The organism is Steroidobacter agaridevorans, from assembly GCF_009932555.1.
Lineage (GTDB): Bacteria > Pseudomonadota > Gammaproteobacteria > Steroidobacterales > Steroidobacteraceae > Steroidobacter > Steroidobacter agaridevorans.
This window is the reverse complement of record NZ_BLJO01000011.1, coordinates 115,355-132,094: the sequence shown is the minus strand read 5'-3', so window position 1 is coordinate 132,094 and position 16,740 is coordinate 115,355. Positions and strand designations below refer to the sequence as shown.

Below are 16,740 nucleotides of genomic sequence, written 5' to 3'. Positions count from 1 at the left end.
CCCCCTTGCGCGTGCCCGGAAGGGTAGCGGCCGCGCGCTAGCGCGAGCCGCGAGGCGGACGTTCTTCCAAGGTTGCCGCGACCGTCAGTTCGCCGCGCCCGCGGCGGCCGCGGATTTCCAGCGTGGAGCCCGGAGACATGGCGGCCACGCGGTTCAACGCTTCCTGAGCGTTCACGATCTGCTGACCATTCAAATGCGTCACCAGATCGTCCACACGGATACCGACCTTCGCGGCCGGTCCCTGCGGGTCCACTGAACTGATGCGCAAGGCCACGGGCGGATCGATGTCGAGCGCCGCGGCGGCGGCTCTTGGCAATTCTTCCGAAGACACACCGAGCCAGCCACGACGCACCCGGCCGTGCGCGATGATCTGATCCATCACGCCGCGGACCATGTTCACGGGAATCGCGAAGCTGATGCCGTCAGTACCCAGCGTTTGCGCCAGCACCGCGGTGTTGATGCCGATCAGCTCGCCATCGGCATTGATCAGCGCGCCGCCGGAATTACCGAAATTGATGGCGGCGTCGGTCTGAATGAAATCCTCGAAATCGGTGACGCCCAGGCGACCACGGCCCGTGGCGCTGACGATGCCTTGCGTGACGGTCTGACTCAGCCCGAACGGATTACCGATCGCGAGCACCACATCGCCCGCGCGCAGCACGTTAGACCGGCCCATCGGCATCACCGGCGGGTTCTCCAAATCCACGCGCAAGACCGCGAGATCGGTGTCCGGATCAGTGCCGACGATCGTAGGAGTGGCCACGCGACCGTCCGCGAGCTGTACGCGGATCTGGTCCGCGCCATGAATCACGTGCTCGTTGGTGACCAGGTGACCGTCGGAATCGAGGATCACCCCCGAGCCGAGGCTGCCTTCGACCCGTTGTCGGAGCCGGGCCGGATTCTGTCGCAACAGCGGGTTGCCGTTGGTGGCGTTGGGGGCGTTCGCGACTACGCGGGCTGTGTAAATGTTAACTACGGCCGGGCCGGCGCGGCTGACTGCATCGGCAAAAGACCTGCGCGCTTCGCCTTCGCGCGGGGTGAAAGCCACCGGCGCAGCAGGGGATTCCTGCGTGGCGGGCGCGGCGGAAGGGCCTGGCTGCGCCGGCCTTACCAGCAGCAGCACGGCCGCAATGGCAAGGCCCACCAAGGTCCATTTCAGCAGGAATAACAGGGTCTGCGGCACGCTGGGCACGGTGACGGCTCGAGTAGGAGTACCGGGGGGACCGGTCACGCTTCGTAGCGCCCTGAGACAATGCACGTGGGCGATATGTGTATAATGCGGAATTCCTTGAACGTTTGAAACCTCAGCTGGGCTTCAAGGGCTCGGTGGGGTTGCGCGTGCGACAGATGCCTCGCGGAGAAAGAGTGGATGACGTCAGAAGTTGGCAAGTCTAATGAAGAGGGGGTTGATGGCGGCCGCCGCCATTTCCTGCTGGTCGCGACCACGGTCACCGGTATAGCCGGTGCCGCGCTGACCGCCGTACCTTTCCTGGCGTCCTGGAAGCCGAGCGCGCGCGCGCAGGCGCTGGGCGCGCCGGTGGAGCAGGACATCAGCAAGCTCGAGTCGGGCTCCATGGTCAAGGTGAACTGGCGCGGCCAGGCCATCTTCATCGTGCGCCGCTCGCCGGAAATGATGAAGCAGCTCGAAGATCCCGCCCTGGCGGATCGCCTGCGCGACCCGAAATCGGAGCAGTCCGAGCAGCCCAAGTACGCGAAGAACGACACGCGCGCGCTCAAGCCCGAGTATCTCGTGCTCGTCGGCGTGTGCACGCACCTGGGTTGCGCGCCGCTGGGCCGCTTCAATCCCGCGGACGCCGAGCTCGGCGCAGACTGGCCCGGCGGCTTCTACTGCCCGTGCCACGGCTCGAAGTTCGATCTGGCCGGCCGCGTCTTCAAGGACGTGCCCGCGCCCACCAATCTCAAAGTGCCGCCGTACCGCTTCGTCACTGACGGCGTGGTGCAGATCGGCGTCGACGCGGAGGTCGCCTGATGAGCGCCACGATGCAAGAAAAAGGGCGCATGGCGCAGCTGGTCGACTGGATCGATGCGCGCTTCCCGATGACGCGCTTCATGAAGGAGCACGCCAGCGAGTACTACGCGCCGAAGAACTTCAACTTCTGGTACTACTTCGGCTCGCTCGCGCTGGTCGTGCTGGTACTGCAGATCGTCACCGGCATCTTCCTGACGATGAACTACAAGCCCTCGGCCGCGGACGCGTTCGCGTCGGTCGAGTACATCATGCGCGACGTGGAGTGGGGCTGGCTGATCCGCTACATGCACTCCACCGGCGCGTCGGCGTTCTTCATCGTCGTCTATCTGCACATGTTCCGCGGCCTCATGTACGGCTCGTACAAGAATCCGCGCGAGCTGGTGTGGATTTTCGGCATGCTGATTTATCTGTGCCTGATGGCCGAGGCGTTCTTCGGCTACCTGCTGCCCTGGGGCAACATGTCCTACTGGGGCGCGCAGGTGATCGTGTCGCTGTTCGGCGCGATTCCCGGCATCGGTGAGTCGCTGGTCGAGTGGATCCGCGGCGACTACTACATCTCCGACATCACGCTGAACCGCTTCTTCGCGCTGCACGTCATCGCGTTGCCGCTGGCGCTGGTGTTCCTGGTGATCGCGCACATCTTCGCCCTGCACGAAGTGGGTTCGAACAATCCGGACGGCATCGAGATCAAGAAGCTGAAGGGCCCGGACGGCCATCCGGTGGACGGCATTCCGTTCCATCCGTACTACACCGTGAAGGACCTGGTGGGCTTCATCGTGTTCGCCATGGTGTTCGCGCTGGTGCTGTTCTTCGCGCCGGAAATGGGCGGCTACTTCCTGGAGCACGCCAACTTCGATCCGGCCAACCCGCTGCAGACGCCGGAGCACATCGCGCCGGTGTGGTACTTCACGCCGTTCTACGCGATCTTGCGCGCGGTGCCGAACAAGCTGATGGGTGTCGCGCTGATGGGCGCAGCCGTGGTGTTGTTCGTGTTCCTGCCGTGGCTGGACCGTTCGAAGGTCAAGTCGATCCGCTACCGCGGCTGGCTGTTCCGCAGCTTCCTCGGTGCGTTCGCAGTGAGCTTCATTGCGCTCGGCTACCTCGGCCTGATGCCGGCCACGCCGACGTACACCCTGGCGGCCCGCTTCTTCGGGGTCATCTACTTCGCGTTCTTCCTGCTCATGCCCTGGTACACGAGGATCGACCAGACCAAGCCTGTGCCGGAACGCGTGACTTACCATGCCCACTGAGCATCTAGCCGAAGCCATGATGAAGAAGAGTTTCCATAAACTGGTTCTGGGTGTGGTGGGCCTGTCCGCTCTGGCATGGTCCGCGGTCGGCGCAGCGGCGGAGGGCCACAACTCGGCCCTGCAACTGGCGCGCAACGACGTTGCCAACGTCGCCTCGCTACAGCGCGGCGCGCGCAACTTCGTGAATTACTGCAGCGGTTGCCATTCGGCCAAGTACGTCCGGTACAGCCGCCTGGCGGAAGACCTGGAGCTGAGTGAAAAGCAGGTGACTGACAACCTGATGTTCGTGGGTGAGCGGATTCACGACACGATCAAGATCGGCATGAAGCCCGAGGACGCGAGCCACTGGTTCGGCACCACGCCGCCGGACCTGTCCCTCATTGCACGCAGCCGCGGCGCCGATTACATCTACTCGTTCCTGAAGTCGTTCTACCTCGACCCGAGCCGGCCGACTGGCACGAATAACCTGATCCTGCCGGGTACCGCCATGCCTCATGTGCTGTGGGAGCTACAAGGCTTGCAGCGCGCGGTCTATGATGGCGAGAGCGATGCGGAGCACAACACGGTCCATAAGAAGTTCAAGGAATTCGAACTGGCGAAGCAAGGCAGCCTCTCGCCGCAGGAGTACGACCAATTCGTCCGCGACACGGTCAATTTTCTGGACTATATCGCCGAGCCGATGCAGCTCGAACGGCGCAATTTGGGCATGCGCGTGCTGGCATTCCTGATAGTCTTCTTCTTGTTCGCTTACTTCCTGAAGAAGGAATTCTGGAAGGACGTGAAGTAGCCCCGCTCGTGGGAGCTGCCGCGCGCCCGTTCAGAACTGTCTGGAGCGTACTACCGTGATGACGCTCTTCTCACGCGCCGACGATCCCTGGAGCCATCGCACCAGGATCGTCCTGGCTGAGAAGAGCATCCACGTCGAGACCATCGACGTGCAGGGCGGCAACCTGCCCGAGGACCTGCTCGACCTCAACCCGTACCACACGGTCCCCACTCTGGTGGACCGTGACCTGGTGCTCTACGACTCCCGGGTCATCATCGAGTACCTGGACGAGCGCTTCCCACACCCGCCGCTGATGCCCGTGGATCCGGTGGCGCGCGCGCAGTTCCGGCTGGCGCTGTATAGGATCGAGCGGGACTGGTACAGCCTCGCCCAGCAGATCGACGATCCCTCGGATCGCAAGAACGGTCTGAAGGCGCGCAAGATCCTCCGCGACAGCATCCTGGCCAGCACCGACGTGTTCAAGGCCAAGCCGTACTTCCTGTCGGATGAGTTCTCGCTGGTGGATGCCACCATTGCTCCCATCCTGTGGCGCCTGTTGTATTGGGAAATCGACTTGCCAGCGCAGGCTCAACCGATTACCAAGTACGCCAACTTATTGTTCTCCCGGCCCGCGTTCAGGCACAGCCTGTCGCGCGCCGAGCAGGAAATGCGCGCTTAAAACCGCGGCGGTACTCAATGGCAGATGCTCCAGTTCGATCGCGCCGTCCTTATTTGCTGCGTGCCATGCACGAATGGATCAGCGACAGCGATCAGACCCCTCACATAGTCGTCGATGCTTCGTTACAAGGCGTGGAAGTGCCGCGCCAGTATGTTCAGGGCGGCAAGATCATCCTGAACGTGAGCAACAGCGCGACCAGCAATCTCAGCTTGGGAAATGACGTGGTTCGTTTCCGCGCGCGGTTCGGCGCAGTCACGCATGATGTGATGGTGCCGATTGCCGCCGTGCTCGGTATTTATGCGCGAGAGACGGGGCAGGGAATGATTTTCTCGGAGGCGGATGCACCGCCACCCGCGCCACCGACTGCGCCGACGGAAGCGCCGTCAGGCAGTCCGGAGCCCAAGCGCGCCAAGCCGACTTTGAAGGTCGTCAAGTAACGCAGCAGCGTTGTTTGTTTTGGCGCTTGCCGCCGGCCCGGAAGACTCGCCGCAAAAACGCGCGCGCCGGGATTTAGCGGCGTCGCCGGCCCGGAACGGCGCGACGAGAGCGCGGTTCAGGGATTCAGCCGCGTTCCGGTCCACGGACCGCCGCTGAACGTGAACTCGTCCTTCTTGGTCAGCGTGCGCTGCCAGCGCGCGCGATCGTGAATTCGGCCGGCGCCTTCCGCCCACAGCTCGATCGTATCGATCCACAATCGAACGCCGCCCCAATGCGGGGGGCGCGGCACATTGCCTTCGGTCGCCTGCAACAAGCCGAGCCGCTCTCTCACTGACTGAACTTGCTCGACCAGCGCCGCGCGCGAAGCGAGCGGTTCACTCTGAACGCTGGCCCACGCGCCGACCCGGCTTTCCAGCGCGCGGCTGGCGAAATACTGGTCGCTCTCGGGCGCCGGCGAGAACACGATGGGCCCTTCCAGGCGCACTTGCCGATGGATCGTGTCCCAATGGAACACCGCCGCCGCGCGCGGATGCTCGGCCAACTCCCGACCCTTGCGCGAATCGTAGTTCGTGAAGAACACGATGAAGCCCTGGTCCGGGACCAGTCGCTTGCACAGGACCACTCGAGCCGACGGCGCGCTGTTTTCGCCGACGGTCGCGACCACCATGGCGTCCGGGTTGGGCTGTACGTTGCGGGCCCGCGCATCGCTGAACCACGTGGCAAACATGGGCAGGGGATCGGCGGGCAGAGGCTCGGGAAGCAGTTCGTCGGCGGCCATGGCGGTACTTGAATAAACGATGAAGCAATTATGCCAGTGCACCGGCCTGTTTTTATGAGGCGTCAACTTGCGGCCCGCGCACGGGGGTTGGTAAAAGGCGTCAGCAATCCGCCATGTCCGGGCTGAAATTCCCATGAATCTGCAAGAAATTCGCGAACGCCTGTCCGAGCTGGACCGGCAGGTGCTCGCGCTTGTCGCCGAACGCCAACGGCTCAGCCGTGAAGTGGCCGAGGCCAAACGCGCCGAAGGCAAGGCTACGCGCGATTACACCCGCGAGCGCGAGGTGTTGATGCAGGCCCGCGCCACCGCGGATTCCCTGGGCGTTTCTCCGGTGCTGGCGGAGCAGGTGATGCGGTTGTTGATCCGTGGCTCGCTGACCACACAGGAACGCATCCGCGTTGCTGCCGGTGGCCGGGGCGACGGCAAGACCGCGCTGATCATCGGCGGCACCGGCAAGATGGGACGCTGGTTCAGCGATTTCATGGCCTCGCAGGGATATACGGTCACGGTAGCCGATCCGGCGCGCCGCCCGGACAACGCTGCATATGCGTACATCGCGGATTGGCGCGAAAGCTCGCTCGATTACGATCTGATCGTGGTTGCCACTCCGCTCAAGATAGCGAACGTGGTGTTGCAGGAACTGGCCGGGCGCAAGCCGCGCGGCATCGTCTTCGACATCGGCTCGCTCAAGACACCGCTGCGACAGGGCATCGATGCATTGCAGAGCGCCGGCGTGAAAGTCACGTCCGTGCATCCCATGTTCGGTCCGGACACCGAGCTGCTGTCGGGCCGTCACGTCATCTTCATAGACATGGGCAACCGGGAAGCGGTGCAGGCCGCGCAGGAACTGTTTGGCTCGACCATGGCCAAACAGGTAGTCATGGGGCTCGACGAACACGACCGATTGATTGCCTACGTGCTGGGTCTGTCGCATGCATTGAACATTGCGTTCTTCACCGCGCTCGCCGAGAGCGGTGAAGCCGCTCCGCGCCTGGCGCAACTGTCCAGCACGACTTATGACGCGCAGGTCGATGTGGCCACGCGGGTGGCTGCCGAAAGCCCCGACCTGTATTTCGAGATTCAGCATCTGAACGACTACGGCCGCGAATCGCTGCAGGCATTGCGTGGTGCCGTTGAAAAGCTGTGGCAGTCGGTGTCGACCGGCGACGCGCCGCAGTTCACGGCGATGATGCAGCAGGGTCGCGAATATCTCGCGGGCCGGGTCCGTAATGATTAGTTGGTCTGTCGCGGGGAGGTTTGCATAAATGTCGGCCCGGGATCTCCAAGGCGAGATCCGCGAATTGCGCGGGCGCATTGCCGCGCTCATGGACGAGGCTGCGAACAATGAAAAGCTGCTGCGCCGGAGCCAGGAGCGCGAGCTCGAACTGCTCAAGGCCGAGAACATGTCGCAGCTGTTCGACGCTATCTGCAAAGGTCTGAAAGCCTCGTACGCGCTCGAATCGGTGACCTTGCTGTTGCTGGATCCCCAGCACGAAATCCGCCATCTGCTGATCGCCGACAACGTCAAGCTGGAAGACTTTCCGCAGGTGTTGTTCACGGACGCCCTGGCGGGCATGGCGCCGCAGTTCAATTCGTTTCATCGGCCGTGGCTCGGCCCGTACATGGGCTGCGATCATCAGTTGGTGTTCCCCAATGTCACCGGATTGAAGAGCGCCGCGTTGATTCCGCTGCGCCGGCAGGATCGGCTGCTCGGCAGTCTCAACTTCGGCAGCATCGACGAGAAACGTTTCTCGCGGCATCTGGCGACCGACTTCCTCGCGCACCTGGGCGTGATCGCCTCGTTCGCGATCGAGAACACGATCAACCGCGCACGCCTGGTGCGCAGTGGTTTGACTGACTTCCTCACTGGCTGGCACAACCGCCGCTATCTCAATGCGCGGCTCAAAGAAGAACTGGCGCGCGCGCAGCGCCAGGGGACGAGCCTCACGTGCCTGGTCATCGACCTGGATCGGTTCAAGCAGATCAACGATCAGCACGGACACCTTGCCGGCGACATGGCGTTGCGCGAGGCGGCTCAACGAGTCGATGCGCACATCCGCGGCAGCGATGCTGCGGCCCGCTTCGGTGGCGACGAGTTCGTGGTGCTGGCCCCGGCCATTGCGCCGAAACAGGCGGCATGCCTGGCCGAGCGCATCCGTGCAACGGTGTGCGATACGCCGCTGACTCTGCCGTCCGGGGTCCAATTGAATATGACCGTGTCCATCGGCGTCGCGTGGATCACGGTCGCGCGCGACGAAGCCGATCTCAAGGCCGCCGCCGAGCGGCTGCTGGCCGACGCGGACGCTGCGCTCTATCGCGCGAAGCAGGCCGGCCGGAATCGGGCAGCGCTGGCGTCCGGCGAGATGCCGGACAAACCCTGCGGTTGAGACATCCAGTTCCCCCTCCCGTCCACGGGATGGAGTGGGTCTTGCGGCTTCGTCTGACAGACCTCGGCAAAACGTGATTAAATGCGAGTCATTCGCATTGATTGGTCAGCCGAGGTTCCGCGGGTCATGTCAGTAAGGTTCGGTGTGTTTGCGCCCCTGTTCGGCGCGCTGGTGCTCGCAGTGGGTCTCGCCGGCTGCGCCAAGCAACCCTCCGAGCTGGTCGTGTATTCGGCCCGCAACGAACAGCTGATCAAGCCCATCTTCGATCGCTACAGCGCCGAGAGCGGCCAGCAAATCCGCTTCGTCACCGACGATGCCGGTCCCTTGATCGAGCGCTTGAATGCCGAGGGCGCGAACTCCCAGGCCGACATCCTGATGACGGTCGATGCCGGCGAGTTGTGGCACGCCGCCGATCTCGGGCTGCTGCAGTCCGTGAATTCGGAAGCGCTCAACACCAACATTCCCGAGAGCCTGCGCGATCCGCAGGGCCGCTGGTTCGGCTTTTCGATCCGCGCGCGCACCATCGTTTACAGCACCGAGCGCGTGAAGCCCGAAGAGTTGAGCGATTACGCCGCGCTCGGCGGCGAGCGTTGGAAAGGCAAGCTGTGCCTGCGCACCTCGAAGAAGGTTTACAACCAATCGCTGGTCGCCATGCTCATCGCCGAATACGGCGAGCCGAAGACCGAAGAAATCGTCCGCGGCTGGGTCGCGAATCTCGCCACCGAGCCTTTCTCGAACGACACGCTGCTGATGGAAGCGATCGCCGCGGGCCAATGTGACGTCGGTCTGGTGAACACTTATTACTTCGGCCGCCTGCTGCGCGATCAGCCCGATCTGCCGTTGAAACTGTTCTGGGCCGATCAGACAGGGCAGGGCGTGCACATCAACATTTCCGGCGCCGGTGTCACGGCGCACGCGCCGCGTGGCGAGCAGGCGAAGAAATTTCTCGAGTGGCTGTCGCAGCCCGAGGCGCAGTCGATGTTCGCCGGTTTGAACCTGGAATATCCCGCCAGCCCCAGCATCGAGCCCGATCCGATCGTCAAGGCGTGGGGCGATTTCAAGCGCAGCCCGATGAACGTCGCGCAGGCCGGCGAGTTGCAGGCCACGGCGGTGAAGTTGATGGATCGGGTCGGGTATCGCTGACGATTCATTATGAGCGCGGAGATTGTGCAGGCGGAAACGCGGCGCGCATGGCGCGATCCGCTGAGCGTGGTGCTCGCGGTTGTGCTGTGCCTGCCTGCGCTCGTGCCTTTGCTGGTCATCGCGCACGCCACGATCTCGCCTGAAGCCGAAGTCTGGGCGCACTTGTCTCGATATGTGCTGCCCGAAGTCACGATCAACACGATCAAGCTGCTGATCGGGGTCGCGCTGTTGAGCGGCATCGTCGGTACGGTGCTCGCGTGGCTCACGTCGATTTGTGAATTTCCCGGCCGGCGCTTTTTCGATTGGGCGCTGTTGCTGCCGCTCGCCATTCCCACCTATGTGCTCGCGTTTGTCGCGGTGGGCTTTCTGGATTTCGCGGGGCCGTTGCAGAGCTGGCTGCGCGCTGTAACCGGCAGCTCCGCGTGGGTGCCGAAGATTCGTTCGACCGGCGGGGTCATCTTCGTGCTGTCGCTCGCGCTCTACCCCTACGTTTATTTGCTCGCGAGAACGGCGTTTCTCACGCAAGGCCGGCGTGCGCTCGAAGCTGCGCAGATGTTAGGACTGGGTCGTGCGGCGGCGACGTGGAAGGTCGCTCTGCCAATGGCGCGTCCGTGGATCGCCGCGGGCATTGCGTTGGTCTGCATGGAAACCCTGGCCGACTTCGGCGCGGTCTCGGTGTTCAACTACAACACGTTCACGACAGCGATCTACCGCGCATGGTTCGGCATGTTTTCCGTGAGCGCGGCGCTGGAGCTCGCGGGTGTTCTGCTGCTGTTTGTAATCGCGGCGTTCGCGCTCGAGCGCAGTTCGCGAGCCGGCGCTCGTTTTGCCAGTAGCAGAGACATGACGCGTCAAGCGACGCGTTTGAACCTGGGGCCGGTGGCGCGATGGAGCGCATTCGTCGGCGCGGCCTTGGTGTTGGCGCTCTCCTTCGTGTTGCCGCTGTTACAGCTCTTGATCTGGTCTGTCGAGAATGTGGGCGACATCGACAGCCGCTACTGGGGATTCATCGCGCGGAGCCTGGTGCTCGCAGGCAGCGCCGCTGTAGTGATCGTGCTGGCCAGTCTCGCGCTTGCTTACATCGAGCGACGTCGATCGACCCGGTCGATGCGCATGCTCGTGCGACTGGCGACGCTGGGTTACGCGATTCCGGGCACGGTGCTGGCCGTCGGCATCGCTGTGCCACTGGTCCTGTTGAACAACCAGCTGCAGAATTGGCTGCGCGCATGGATGGGTGAGTCGGCGCCGGTGTTGCTGCTCCAAGGCACCTTGCTCGCGGTGCTCATCGCTTATCTCGCGCGTTTTCTCACGGTTGGATTCAACCCGGTCGAGAGCGGCCTGCAGCGGGTGACGCGCAGTATCGATGAAGCCGCCGCCAGTCTCGGTGTCGTCGGCACCGATCTGATTCGTAAAGTTCATGTGCCGCTGCTGCGAACCAGTCTCGCGACCGCGGCGACCCTGGTGTTCGTCGACGTGATGAAGGAGATGCCCATCACGTTGATCACGCGTCCGCCGGGCTGGGACACGCTGGCGGTGCGCGTGTGGGAGATGACGTCCGAAGGTGAATGGGAGCGCGCAGCGTTGCCTGCGGTGGCCATCGTCCTCGTCGGGCTCATTCCCGCCGCCATGCTGACGCGCAGAGGTGCGCATGTGGCTTGAGCTTGAAAACGTAGTGCGGCGTTTCGGCGAGCGCTCGGCCGTGAATGGCTTGTCGATGCGCCTGGCGAAAGGCTCGATCGGTTGTCTGCTGGGCCCGAGCGGCTGCGGCAAGACGACGGCGTTGCGTTGTATCGCGGGTTTCGAGCCTGTAGATGTCGGTGTGATTCGCGCGCACGGCCGTGTGCTTGCGTCCGAGAATTTTCAGTCGCCGCCGGAGAGCCGGCAGATCGGCATGGTGTTCCAGGACTACGCGTTGTTCCCGCATCTCACGGTGCTCGACAACGTTGCGTTCGGCCTGCATCGCCTGGATCGCAGCAAGCGCAAGCGACGCGCGGAAGAAATATTGGAAACGGTGGGTCTGGCGGAGCACCGCAGTCATTACCCGCATCAATTGTCCGGCGGTCAGCAGCAGCGCGTCGCACTGGCGCGAGCGTTGGCGCCGGAACCGGAGATCGTGTTGCTCGATGAGCCGTTCTCGAGTCTCGATGTCGAGCTGCGCGAGCGCCTGAGCGTCGAAGTTCGTTCGGTGTTGAAGACGCTCAACACGACTGCGCTGCTCGTGACTCACGATCAGCAGGAAGCGTTTGCGGTCGCCGATGTCGTGGGCGTGATGAGGGACGGCAAGCTGGAGCAGTGGGACACGCCGTATCAGCTTTATCATCGGCCGGAGACGCGCTTCGTCGCCGACTTCATCGGCCAGGGCGTGTTCATTCCCGGCGAGATCGTCGCAGCGGGCTCGGTGCGCACCGAGCTGGGTGTGGTGCGCGCCAACGGCAACGGCCAGTGGCAGACCGGTCGTCAGGTCGATCTGCTGTTACGGCCCGACGACGTCATTCACGACGACGCCAGCACGCTGCGCGCGGAAGTGTGTCAGCGCGCGTTCCGTGGAGCGGAGTTCTTGTACACGCTGAAGCTGGCGAGCGGCGTGCAGCTGCTGTCGCTGGTGCCGAGCCACCACGACCACGCCGTCGGCGAGCAAATCGGCATTCGCATCGAACCCGATCATGTGGTGGCTTTCGCTCGGGACTGATGAAAGAATCGGATCAATCCGATTTTTTTCCAGTTCCATGACCGATTTCATCGATGCAGACGGCTTTCGCGCCAATGTCGGAATCGTCTTGATCCGCGAGGACCGCCAGGTCTTCCTTGGCGGCCGGACCGGCGGCCGCGGCTGGCAATTCCCCCAAGGCGGCGTACAGCAGCGGGAAAGCCCCGAGGAAGCCTTGTACCGCGAGCTCAAGGAGGAGGTGGGGCTCGATCCCCAGGACGTGAAGCTGATCGCCGGTACCCGCAATTGGCTGCGCTACCGGTTGCCCAAACAATACGTCCGCAAAAACAGCCATCCGCCCTGCATCGGGCAGAAACAGCGCTGGTTCCTGCTGAGCTTCGTGGGCAGCGAGGATCGCTTCGACCTCGTCTCCAATGGCGAGCCCGAATTCGACAGCTGGCGCTGGGTGGACTACTGGACCCCGGTTCGCGAGGTCATCTACTTCAAGCGTGCCGTTTATGCGCGCGCCCTGGATGAGCTGGCGCGCACCGCCTTTCCGCAGGACCCGCCGGCGCTGCCCGAGTGGTCCCAGGAAGAAAAATATTTACGCAATCTGGCCCAGCGGCAGCAAAAGCCCGCTCGCGACAAGGCTATCAGTTAAAACGGCTTAACGACGACGAGGATCACGATGCCGAACAGGAACAGCGTCGGCACTTCGTTGAAGCCTCGATACCAGCGTTCCGAGTGCTGGTTCCGATTGTCGCGGAATGCAGTCACCAGCCGGTAGCACCAGACGTGATATGCGATGAGCCCGGCCACCAGCGTCAGCTTGGCGTGCATCCATCCGGTCTGCATGAAGCCCGGCGCCTGGCCCAGCGTCGCGCCGCCGAACAGCACCGCGAGCACGCCGCCCACCGTCATCATGGTGAAAAGCCGCCGCTCCATGATCTTGAAGCGCTCGGCGCCTGCCGGATCGCTGCCTCCAAGCGCCGCGTGATACACGAACAGGCGCGGCAGATAGAACAGGCCTGCGAACCAGGTGATGACGAAAATAATGTGCAACGCCTTGAGCCAGAGCATGAGCATGAATGACCTTTTCCGTGACCGTCGGGACCGCAGCGGCTTTCGCCTGTAGCCGCTTTGCGTGATCGCCGCATTCGGTCGCGGGTGACGGCCGCCGATGAGGGGCAAGTCCGGCGCCGGGACGGGATTCTTTGCGGCGCTTCTCAAAACGGGGCGCGGCGGCTGTGCTCTAATTTCACCAGCTTTCGTCAAATTCGTACCAGGTTTTTTTCGCCTCCACAGTCGTTCAGAAATGCCTGAATTCGCTCCCCAACGCACCGGCGCCTTCGTCATTCGCCAGATGCCTTCCTGGCGGCGGCGTGCCGTGCTCATCGTGGGGACGCTGGGTGTGCTGATCGCGCTGTACCTGATGTACGAGTGGGGCCGCTTCGAGGGCGGGTACAGCAAGTTCGCCGAGATCCAGCAGCGTCGCGAGCTGAACGCCAAGATCGAGTCGCTGCAGGAAGAGAATGAACGGCTGCGCGCCGCGATCGCCTCCGCTGAGCTGGATCGCAAGGTCGAGAACAAGGCATACGCGGACGTCGAAAAGAATCTCGCGGACTTGCAGGCGCAGGTCCTCAAGCATCGCGAGCAGCTGACCTTCTATCGCGGCATCGTGTCGCCGGAAGACGGCATCGGCGGTTTGCGCATTCAACGCTTCCAGGTGCTGCCCGGCGCGGGCGACCACCAATACCGGCTGCGGCTGGTGCTGGTGCAGTCGATGCGCCAGGAAAGCGTAGTCTCCGGATCGGTGATCGTGCAGCTCGAAGGCGTGCGCGAGAATCGCCCGGTCCAGCTGTCGCTCTCGGAGGCCGCGGAAACGCAGCGGGCCGATGGACAGCTGCCCTTTCAATTCCGCTATTTTCAGAATCTCGAGCAGGACATCGTGCTGCCGGACGGCTTCGAGCCGCGGGCCGTGACGGTCGAGGTGCGTTCGCCGCGCATGGACCCTGTGCGAGAATCCTACCCCTGGCAAGTGCAGACCGAAGCGTAAGCCTCGAGGCGAGCTGGCCCCTGATCTGGACGGCGCATGTTCAACCGTAGCAAACCCAAACCGCATCGTATCGACACGCTGATCGGCGCCGGCACCCGCATCATCGGCGACGTGCAGTTCGCCGGCGGCTTCCACGTCGACGGTCACGTGAAAGGCAACGTCGATGCGCCCGCCGATTCCGGCGCGACGCTCAGTGTCAGCGACAGCGGCGTCGTGGAAGGCTCGGTGGCCGTGCCCAACGTGATCCTCAATGGCACGGTGAAGGGCGACATCCTGGCGCACGAGCGCGTCGAGCTCGGCGCGACCGCCCGGGTCACGGGCAACGTGTATTACGCGCTGATCGAGATGGAAATGGGTGCGGAGATCACCGGCAAGCTGATCCACGAACCGCGCCGGGGCGGCAAGACCGAGCCCGAGATCAAGCCGGCGCCGGGCGAGGCAGCCGCAGATTCCGCAGGCTGATGACCTTATAGCTCAATGGTTTGGGAGCGTTTTGCCGTTCCCGGCGATGGCTGGGCTACACTTGATTCAGACGCTGCCGTCCCCAACGTGGCCTCATGAACACCGAATCCGCCGTTTCCAGTTTTGCTCCGCATGCCGGCGCGCCCAGCCTGGTCTTCACCGATGCCGCGGCCGCCAAGGTCGGCGAGCTGATCCGTGAAGAATCGAATCCCAATCTGAAGCTGCGCGTGTTCGTGCAGGGCGGCGGCTGCTCGGGCTTCCAATACGGCTTCACCTTCGACGAGAACCTGGAAGAAGGCGACACGCGCGTCGAGAACGGCGGCGTGACGCTGCTGATCGATCCGATGAGCATCCAGTATCTCGCCGGCGCCGAGATCGACTACAAAGAAGACATCGAAGGCGCGCAGTTCGTCATTCGCAATCCGAACGCCACGACCACCTGCGGCTGCGGATCGTCGTTCAATATGTAACCCTCGCAGCGCGGATTGCTCGACCTCGCCGACAGTGGCACAGTTGCCGCTGTCAAAAAGGCGACGTTGAGCGAATGGCCGTGTCCAACAACTGCAATCGGGCGATCGGATAGTTTTTGCGATGGCGCGCAAAATTCCCGACGTCATTGCGGCCGTCGATCTCGGTTCCAACAGCTTCCATATGGTCGTCGCCCGGCATTCGCATGGGCAACTCGTCATCCAGGACCGTCTGCGTGAAAGCGTGCGGCTCGGCGCCGGGCTCGATGAGCAGGGCCGCCTGAAGCGCGAAGCCATCGAGGTTGCGCTCGCCTGCCTGGAGCGATTCGGGCAGCGCTTGCGCGACATGAAAGCCGAGAGCGTGCGCGTCGTCGGCACCAACACGCTGCGCAAGGCGAAGCGTAAAGGCGCCTTTCTGGATCGGGCGCGCTCGGCGCTCGGCCATCCCATCGAAGTGATTTCCGGCATCGAAGAGGCGCGCCTGATTTATCTCGGCGTCGCCAACACCATGCCCAGTGAACCCGGTCGCCGACTCGTGGCCGACATCGGCGGCGGCAGCACCGAAATCATCATCGGCGAAGGCCAGCATCCGAAGAAGCTCGAAAGCCTGCACATGGGCTGCGTGAGCATGAGCTCGCGCATCTTCAACGATGGCGTGATCACCGAGAAGCGCATGAAGCGCGCTCGACTCGCCGCGCGCCTCGAGCTGGAGCCGGTGCAGACGACGTTCAAGAATTTTGGTTGGGAGCACACGGTCGGTTCGTCCGGCACGATTCGCGCGGTCAGCGATGTTCTGCGTGCGCGTTCCAACGGCGATGGAATCATTACGCCTGCCGGGATCGAACTGCTGATCGAGCAGCTGTTGCGCGCAGGAGAGCTGTCGAAGTTGCGTCTGCCCGGATTGGCGGAGGAACGCTTGCCGGTGTTCCCTGGCGGTCTCGCCATCCTTGCGGAAGTGCTCGCCGTGCTCGATATCAAGACGATGAAAGCTGCTGACGGCGCATTGCGCGAAGGCTTGCTGTACGACCTGGTCGGCCGCTTCACCGATGAAGATGCACGCTTGCGCAGCGTGCGCGCCATGCAAGGCCGCTATCACGTCGACCTGGCTCAGGCGGCGCGGGTCGAAGCCACTGCGCTCGACTTCTTGCGTCAGACGCAGACGGCGTGGGAGCTGGACGATCCTTTCGCCGAAATGGCGTTGTCGTGCGCCGCGCGCTTGCATGAGATCGGCCTCGATGTCTCGCACTCGCATTACCAGAAGCACGGCGCGTATCTGCTCGAACATGCGGACTTGCCGGGCTTCCCGCAGGAAGAGCAGAAGATCCTCGCGTACATCGTCGGCGCGCATCGGCGCAAGCTGATGCTCGATGCGCTCCAGGATCTGACGCCGCCCTGGCACATCAAGGCGCAGTTCTTGATCCTGATCCTGCGGCTCGCTGTGTTGTTACATCGTGGGCGCAGCGCCGAGGTGCTGCCGAAAATCGAGCTACTGCCGCGCGCGCGAGCGATGGAGATCACGTTCCCAAAGGGCTGGCTCGATTCCCATCCGCTGACCGCCGCCGATCTGGACAACGAGATCGAGTATCTGAAAGCGGCCGGCTACCGCCTGCGCGTCATCTAGTATTGGCAAAAGCGGCCTGCGGCCCTTTTGCAGACAGTGGCTTCATTGCCGCCGGC

At 63.3% G+C, this 16,740-nt stretch carries 18 protein-coding genes; 15 read left to right on the top strand and 3 right to left on the bottom strand.

Annotation, left to right across the window (positions count from 1 at the left end):
* Positions 1-37: 37 nt before the first annotated feature.
* A complete protein-coding gene (locus tag GYH35_RS31935) occupies positions 38-1,231 on the bottom strand; it encodes a S1C family serine protease (RefSeq protein WP_161830491.1) in 1,194 nt (397 codons plus the stop codon).
* Positions 1,232-1,369: 138 nt separating this feature from the next.
* Here GYH35_RS31935 and petA point away from each other — a divergent pair, with 138 nt between their 5' ends.
* The 5 genes from petA to GYH35_RS31910 are packed head-to-tail and all read left to right on the top strand — an operon-like array spanning position 1,370 to position 5,122.
* Positions 1,370-1,990, top strand: a complete 621-nt coding sequence (gene petA / locus GYH35_RS31930; protein WP_161815590.1) for a ubiquinol-cytochrome c reductase iron-sulfur subunit — start codon at positions 1,370-1,372, stop codon at positions 1,988-1,990.
* A complete protein-coding gene (locus GYH35_RS31925; protein ID WP_235936895.1) occupies positions 1,990-3,240 on the top strand; it encodes a cytochrome b in 1,251 nt (416 codons plus the stop codon). The genes petA and GYH35_RS31925 overlap by 1 nt, the downstream gene beginning before the upstream one ends.
* On the top strand, positions 3,230-4,027 hold the full coding sequence (locus GYH35_RS31920) for a cytochrome c1 (protein ID WP_235936894.1): 798 nt from the start codon (positions 3,230-3,232) through the stop codon (positions 4,025-4,027). Before GYH35_RS31925 ends, GYH35_RS31920 begins: the two co-directional genes overlap by 11 nt.
* A gap of 58 nt (positions 4,028-4,085) precedes the next feature.
* A complete protein-coding gene (locus GYH35_RS31915; RefSeq protein WP_116810385.1) occupies positions 4,086-4,685 on the top strand; it encodes a glutathione S-transferase N-terminal domain-containing protein in 600 nt (199 codons plus the stop codon).
* Between the two features lie 17 nt (positions 4,686-4,702).
* The gene (locus tag GYH35_RS31910) at positions 4,703-5,122 is read left to right on the top strand and encodes a ClpXP protease specificity-enhancing factor (RefSeq protein ID WP_129644085.1); all 420 of its coding nucleotides are present in this window, start codon (positions 4,703-4,705) and stop codon (positions 5,120-5,122) included.
* A gap of 116 nt (positions 5,123-5,238) precedes the next feature.
* Here the strand turns inward: GYH35_RS31910 and pdxH are convergent, their stop codons facing one another.
* Positions 5,239-5,901 carry a pyridoxamine 5'-phosphate oxidase gene (pdxH, locus tag GYH35_RS31905; protein WP_161815589.1) on the bottom strand — a complete coding sequence of 221 codons (663 nt, stop codon included), beginning with the start codon at positions 5,899-5,901 and terminating at the stop codon, positions 5,239-5,241.
* Positions 5,902-6,034: 133 nt separating this feature from the next.
* Between pdxH and GYH35_RS31900 the strand changes: the two genes are divergently transcribed.
* The 6 genes from GYH35_RS31900 (at position 6,035) to GYH35_RS31875 (ending at position 12,739) form a co-directional block, all read left to right on the top strand.
* Complete coding sequence (locus GYH35_RS31900) at positions 6,035-7,138, top strand: prephenate dehydrogenase/arogenate dehydrogenase family protein (protein ID WP_161815588.1); 1,104 nt, start codon at positions 6,035-6,037, stop codon at positions 7,136-7,138.
* Between the two features lie 28 nt (positions 7,139-7,166).
* Positions 7,167-8,288 carry a GGDEF domain-containing protein gene (locus GYH35_RS31895; protein ID WP_161815587.1) on the top strand — a complete coding sequence of 374 codons (1,122 nt, stop codon included), beginning with the start codon at positions 7,167-7,169 and terminating at the stop codon, positions 8,286-8,288.
* Positions 8,289-8,414: 126 nt separating this feature from the next.
* Positions 8,415-9,431 carry a Fe(3+) ABC transporter substrate-binding protein gene (locus GYH35_RS31890; RefSeq protein ID WP_161815586.1) on the top strand — a complete coding sequence of 339 codons (1,017 nt, stop codon included), beginning with the start codon at positions 8,415-8,417 and terminating at the stop codon, positions 9,429-9,431.
* A gap of 9 nt (positions 9,432-9,440) precedes the next feature.
* Entirely contained in the window at positions 9,441-11,090 is a 1,650-nt protein-coding gene (locus GYH35_RS31885; protein WP_161830490.1) for an ABC transporter permease, read from the top strand.
* Complete coding sequence (locus GYH35_RS31880; RefSeq protein ID WP_161815585.1) at positions 11,080-12,120, top strand: ABC transporter ATP-binding protein; 1,041 nt, start codon at positions 11,080-11,082, stop codon at positions 12,118-12,120. Before GYH35_RS31885 ends, GYH35_RS31880 begins: the two co-directional genes overlap by 11 nt.
* Positions 12,121-12,157: 37 nt before the next feature.
* A complete protein-coding gene (locus tag GYH35_RS31875) occupies positions 12,158-12,739 on the top strand; it encodes an RNA pyrophosphohydrolase (RefSeq protein ID WP_161830489.1) in 582 nt (193 codons plus the stop codon).
* Here the strand turns inward: GYH35_RS31875 and GYH35_RS31870 are convergent.
* On the bottom strand, positions 12,736-13,158 hold the full coding sequence (locus GYH35_RS31870; protein ID WP_161830528.1) for a CopD family protein: 423 nt from the start codon (positions 13,156-13,158) through the stop codon (positions 12,736-12,738). The two genes, GYH35_RS31875 and GYH35_RS31870, sit on opposite strands and share 4 nt — an antisense overlap.
* Before the next feature lie 235 nt (positions 13,159-13,393).
* On the opposite strand from GYH35_RS31870, the gene GYH35_RS31865 reads away from it, so the two are divergent.
* The 4 genes from GYH35_RS31865 to ppx all read left to right on the top strand — a co-directional run bounded on the left by GYH35_RS31865 (position 13,394) and on the right by ppx (position 16,684).
* Positions 13,394-14,134 (top strand): DUF6776 family protein, encoded by a 741-nt coding sequence (locus GYH35_RS31865; RefSeq protein ID WP_161830488.1) that lies wholly within the window; start codon positions 13,394-13,396, stop codon positions 14,132-14,134.
* 36 nt (positions 14,135-14,170) lie between these two features.
* Positions 14,171-14,596 (top strand): bactofilin family protein, encoded by a 426-nt coding sequence (locus GYH35_RS31860; protein WP_161815582.1) that lies wholly within the window; start codon positions 14,171-14,173, stop codon positions 14,594-14,596.
* A gap of 95 nt (positions 14,597-14,691) precedes the next feature.
* Positions 14,692-15,066 carry an iron-sulfur cluster insertion protein ErpA gene (gene erpA, locus GYH35_RS31855; protein ID WP_161815581.1) on the top strand — a complete coding sequence of 125 codons (375 nt, stop codon included), beginning with the start codon at positions 14,692-14,694 and terminating at the stop codon, positions 15,064-15,066.
* Between the two features lie 121 nt (positions 15,067-15,187).
* Positions 15,188-16,684, top strand: a complete 1,497-nt coding sequence (ppx, locus tag GYH35_RS31850) for an exopolyphosphatase (protein WP_161815580.1) — start codon at positions 15,188-15,190, stop codon at positions 16,682-16,684.
* Positions 16,685-16,740: the final 56 nt, after the last annotated feature.

What these genes read in the sequence shown, in the direction of transcription:
- GYH35_RS31875 (WP_161830489.1), top strand. Translation starts at nt 12,158, where the DNA reads ATGACCGATTTCATCGATGCAGACGGCTTTCGCGCCAATGTCGGAATC.
- GYH35_RS31880 (WP_161815585.1), top strand. Translation starts at nt 11,080, where the DNA reads ATGTGGCTTGAGCTTGAAAACGTAGTGCGGCGTTTCGGCGAGCGCTCG.
- GYH35_RS31895 (WP_161815587.1), top strand. Translation starts at nt 7,167, where the DNA reads ATGTCGGCCCGGGATCTCCAAGGCGAGATCCGCGAATTGCGCGGGCGC.
- GYH35_RS31910 (WP_129644085.1), top strand. Translation starts at nt 4,703, where the DNA reads ATGGCAGATGCTCCAGTTCGATCGCGCCGTCCTTATTTGCTGCGTGCC.
- GYH35_RS31890 (WP_161815586.1), top strand. Translation starts at nt 8,415, where the DNA reads ATGTCAGTAAGGTTCGGTGTGTTTGCGCCCCTGTTCGGCGCGCTGGTG.
- GYH35_RS31920 (WP_235936894.1), top strand. Translation starts at nt 3,230, where the DNA reads ATGCCCACTGAGCATCTAGCCGAAGCCATGATGAAGAAGAGTTTCCAT.
- GYH35_RS31860 (WP_161815582.1), top strand. Translation starts at nt 14,171, where the DNA reads ATGTTCAACCGTAGCAAACCCAAACCGCATCGTATCGACACGCTGATC.
- erpA (WP_161815581.1), top strand. Translation starts at nt 14,692, where the DNA reads ATGAACACCGAATCCGCCGTTTCCAGTTTTGCTCCGCATGCCGGCGCG.
- GYH35_RS31900 (WP_161815588.1), top strand. Translation starts at nt 6,035, where the DNA reads ATGAATCTGCAAGAAATTCGCGAACGCCTGTCCGAGCTGGACCGGCAG.
- GYH35_RS31870 (WP_161830528.1), bottom strand. Translation starts at nt 13,158, where the DNA reads ATGCTCTGGCTCAAGGCGTTGCACATTATTTTCGTCATCACCTGGTTC.
- GYH35_RS31885 (WP_161830490.1), top strand. Translation starts at nt 9,441, where the DNA reads ATGAGCGCGGAGATTGTGCAGGCGGAAACGCGGCGCGCATGGCGCGAT.
- GYH35_RS31865 (WP_161830488.1), top strand. Translation starts at nt 13,394, where the DNA reads ATGCCTGAATTCGCTCCCCAACGCACCGGCGCCTTCGTCATTCGCCAG.
- pdxH (WP_161815589.1), bottom strand. Translation starts at nt 5,901, where the DNA reads ATGGCCGCCGACGAACTGCTTCCCGAGCCTCTGCCCGCCGATCCCCTG.
- GYH35_RS31915 (WP_116810385.1), top strand. Translation starts at nt 4,086, where the DNA reads ATGACGCTCTTCTCACGCGCCGACGATCCCTGGAGCCATCGCACCAGG.
- ppx (WP_161815580.1), top strand. Translation starts at nt 15,188, where the DNA reads ATGGCGCGCAAAATTCCCGACGTCATTGCGGCCGTCGATCTCGGTTCC.
- petA (WP_161815590.1), top strand. Translation starts at nt 1,370, where the DNA reads ATGACGTCAGAAGTTGGCAAGTCTAATGAAGAGGGGGTTGATGGCGGC.
- GYH35_RS31925 (WP_235936895.1), top strand. Translation starts at nt 1,990, where the DNA reads ATGAGCGCCACGATGCAAGAAAAAGGGCGCATGGCGCAGCTGGTCGAC.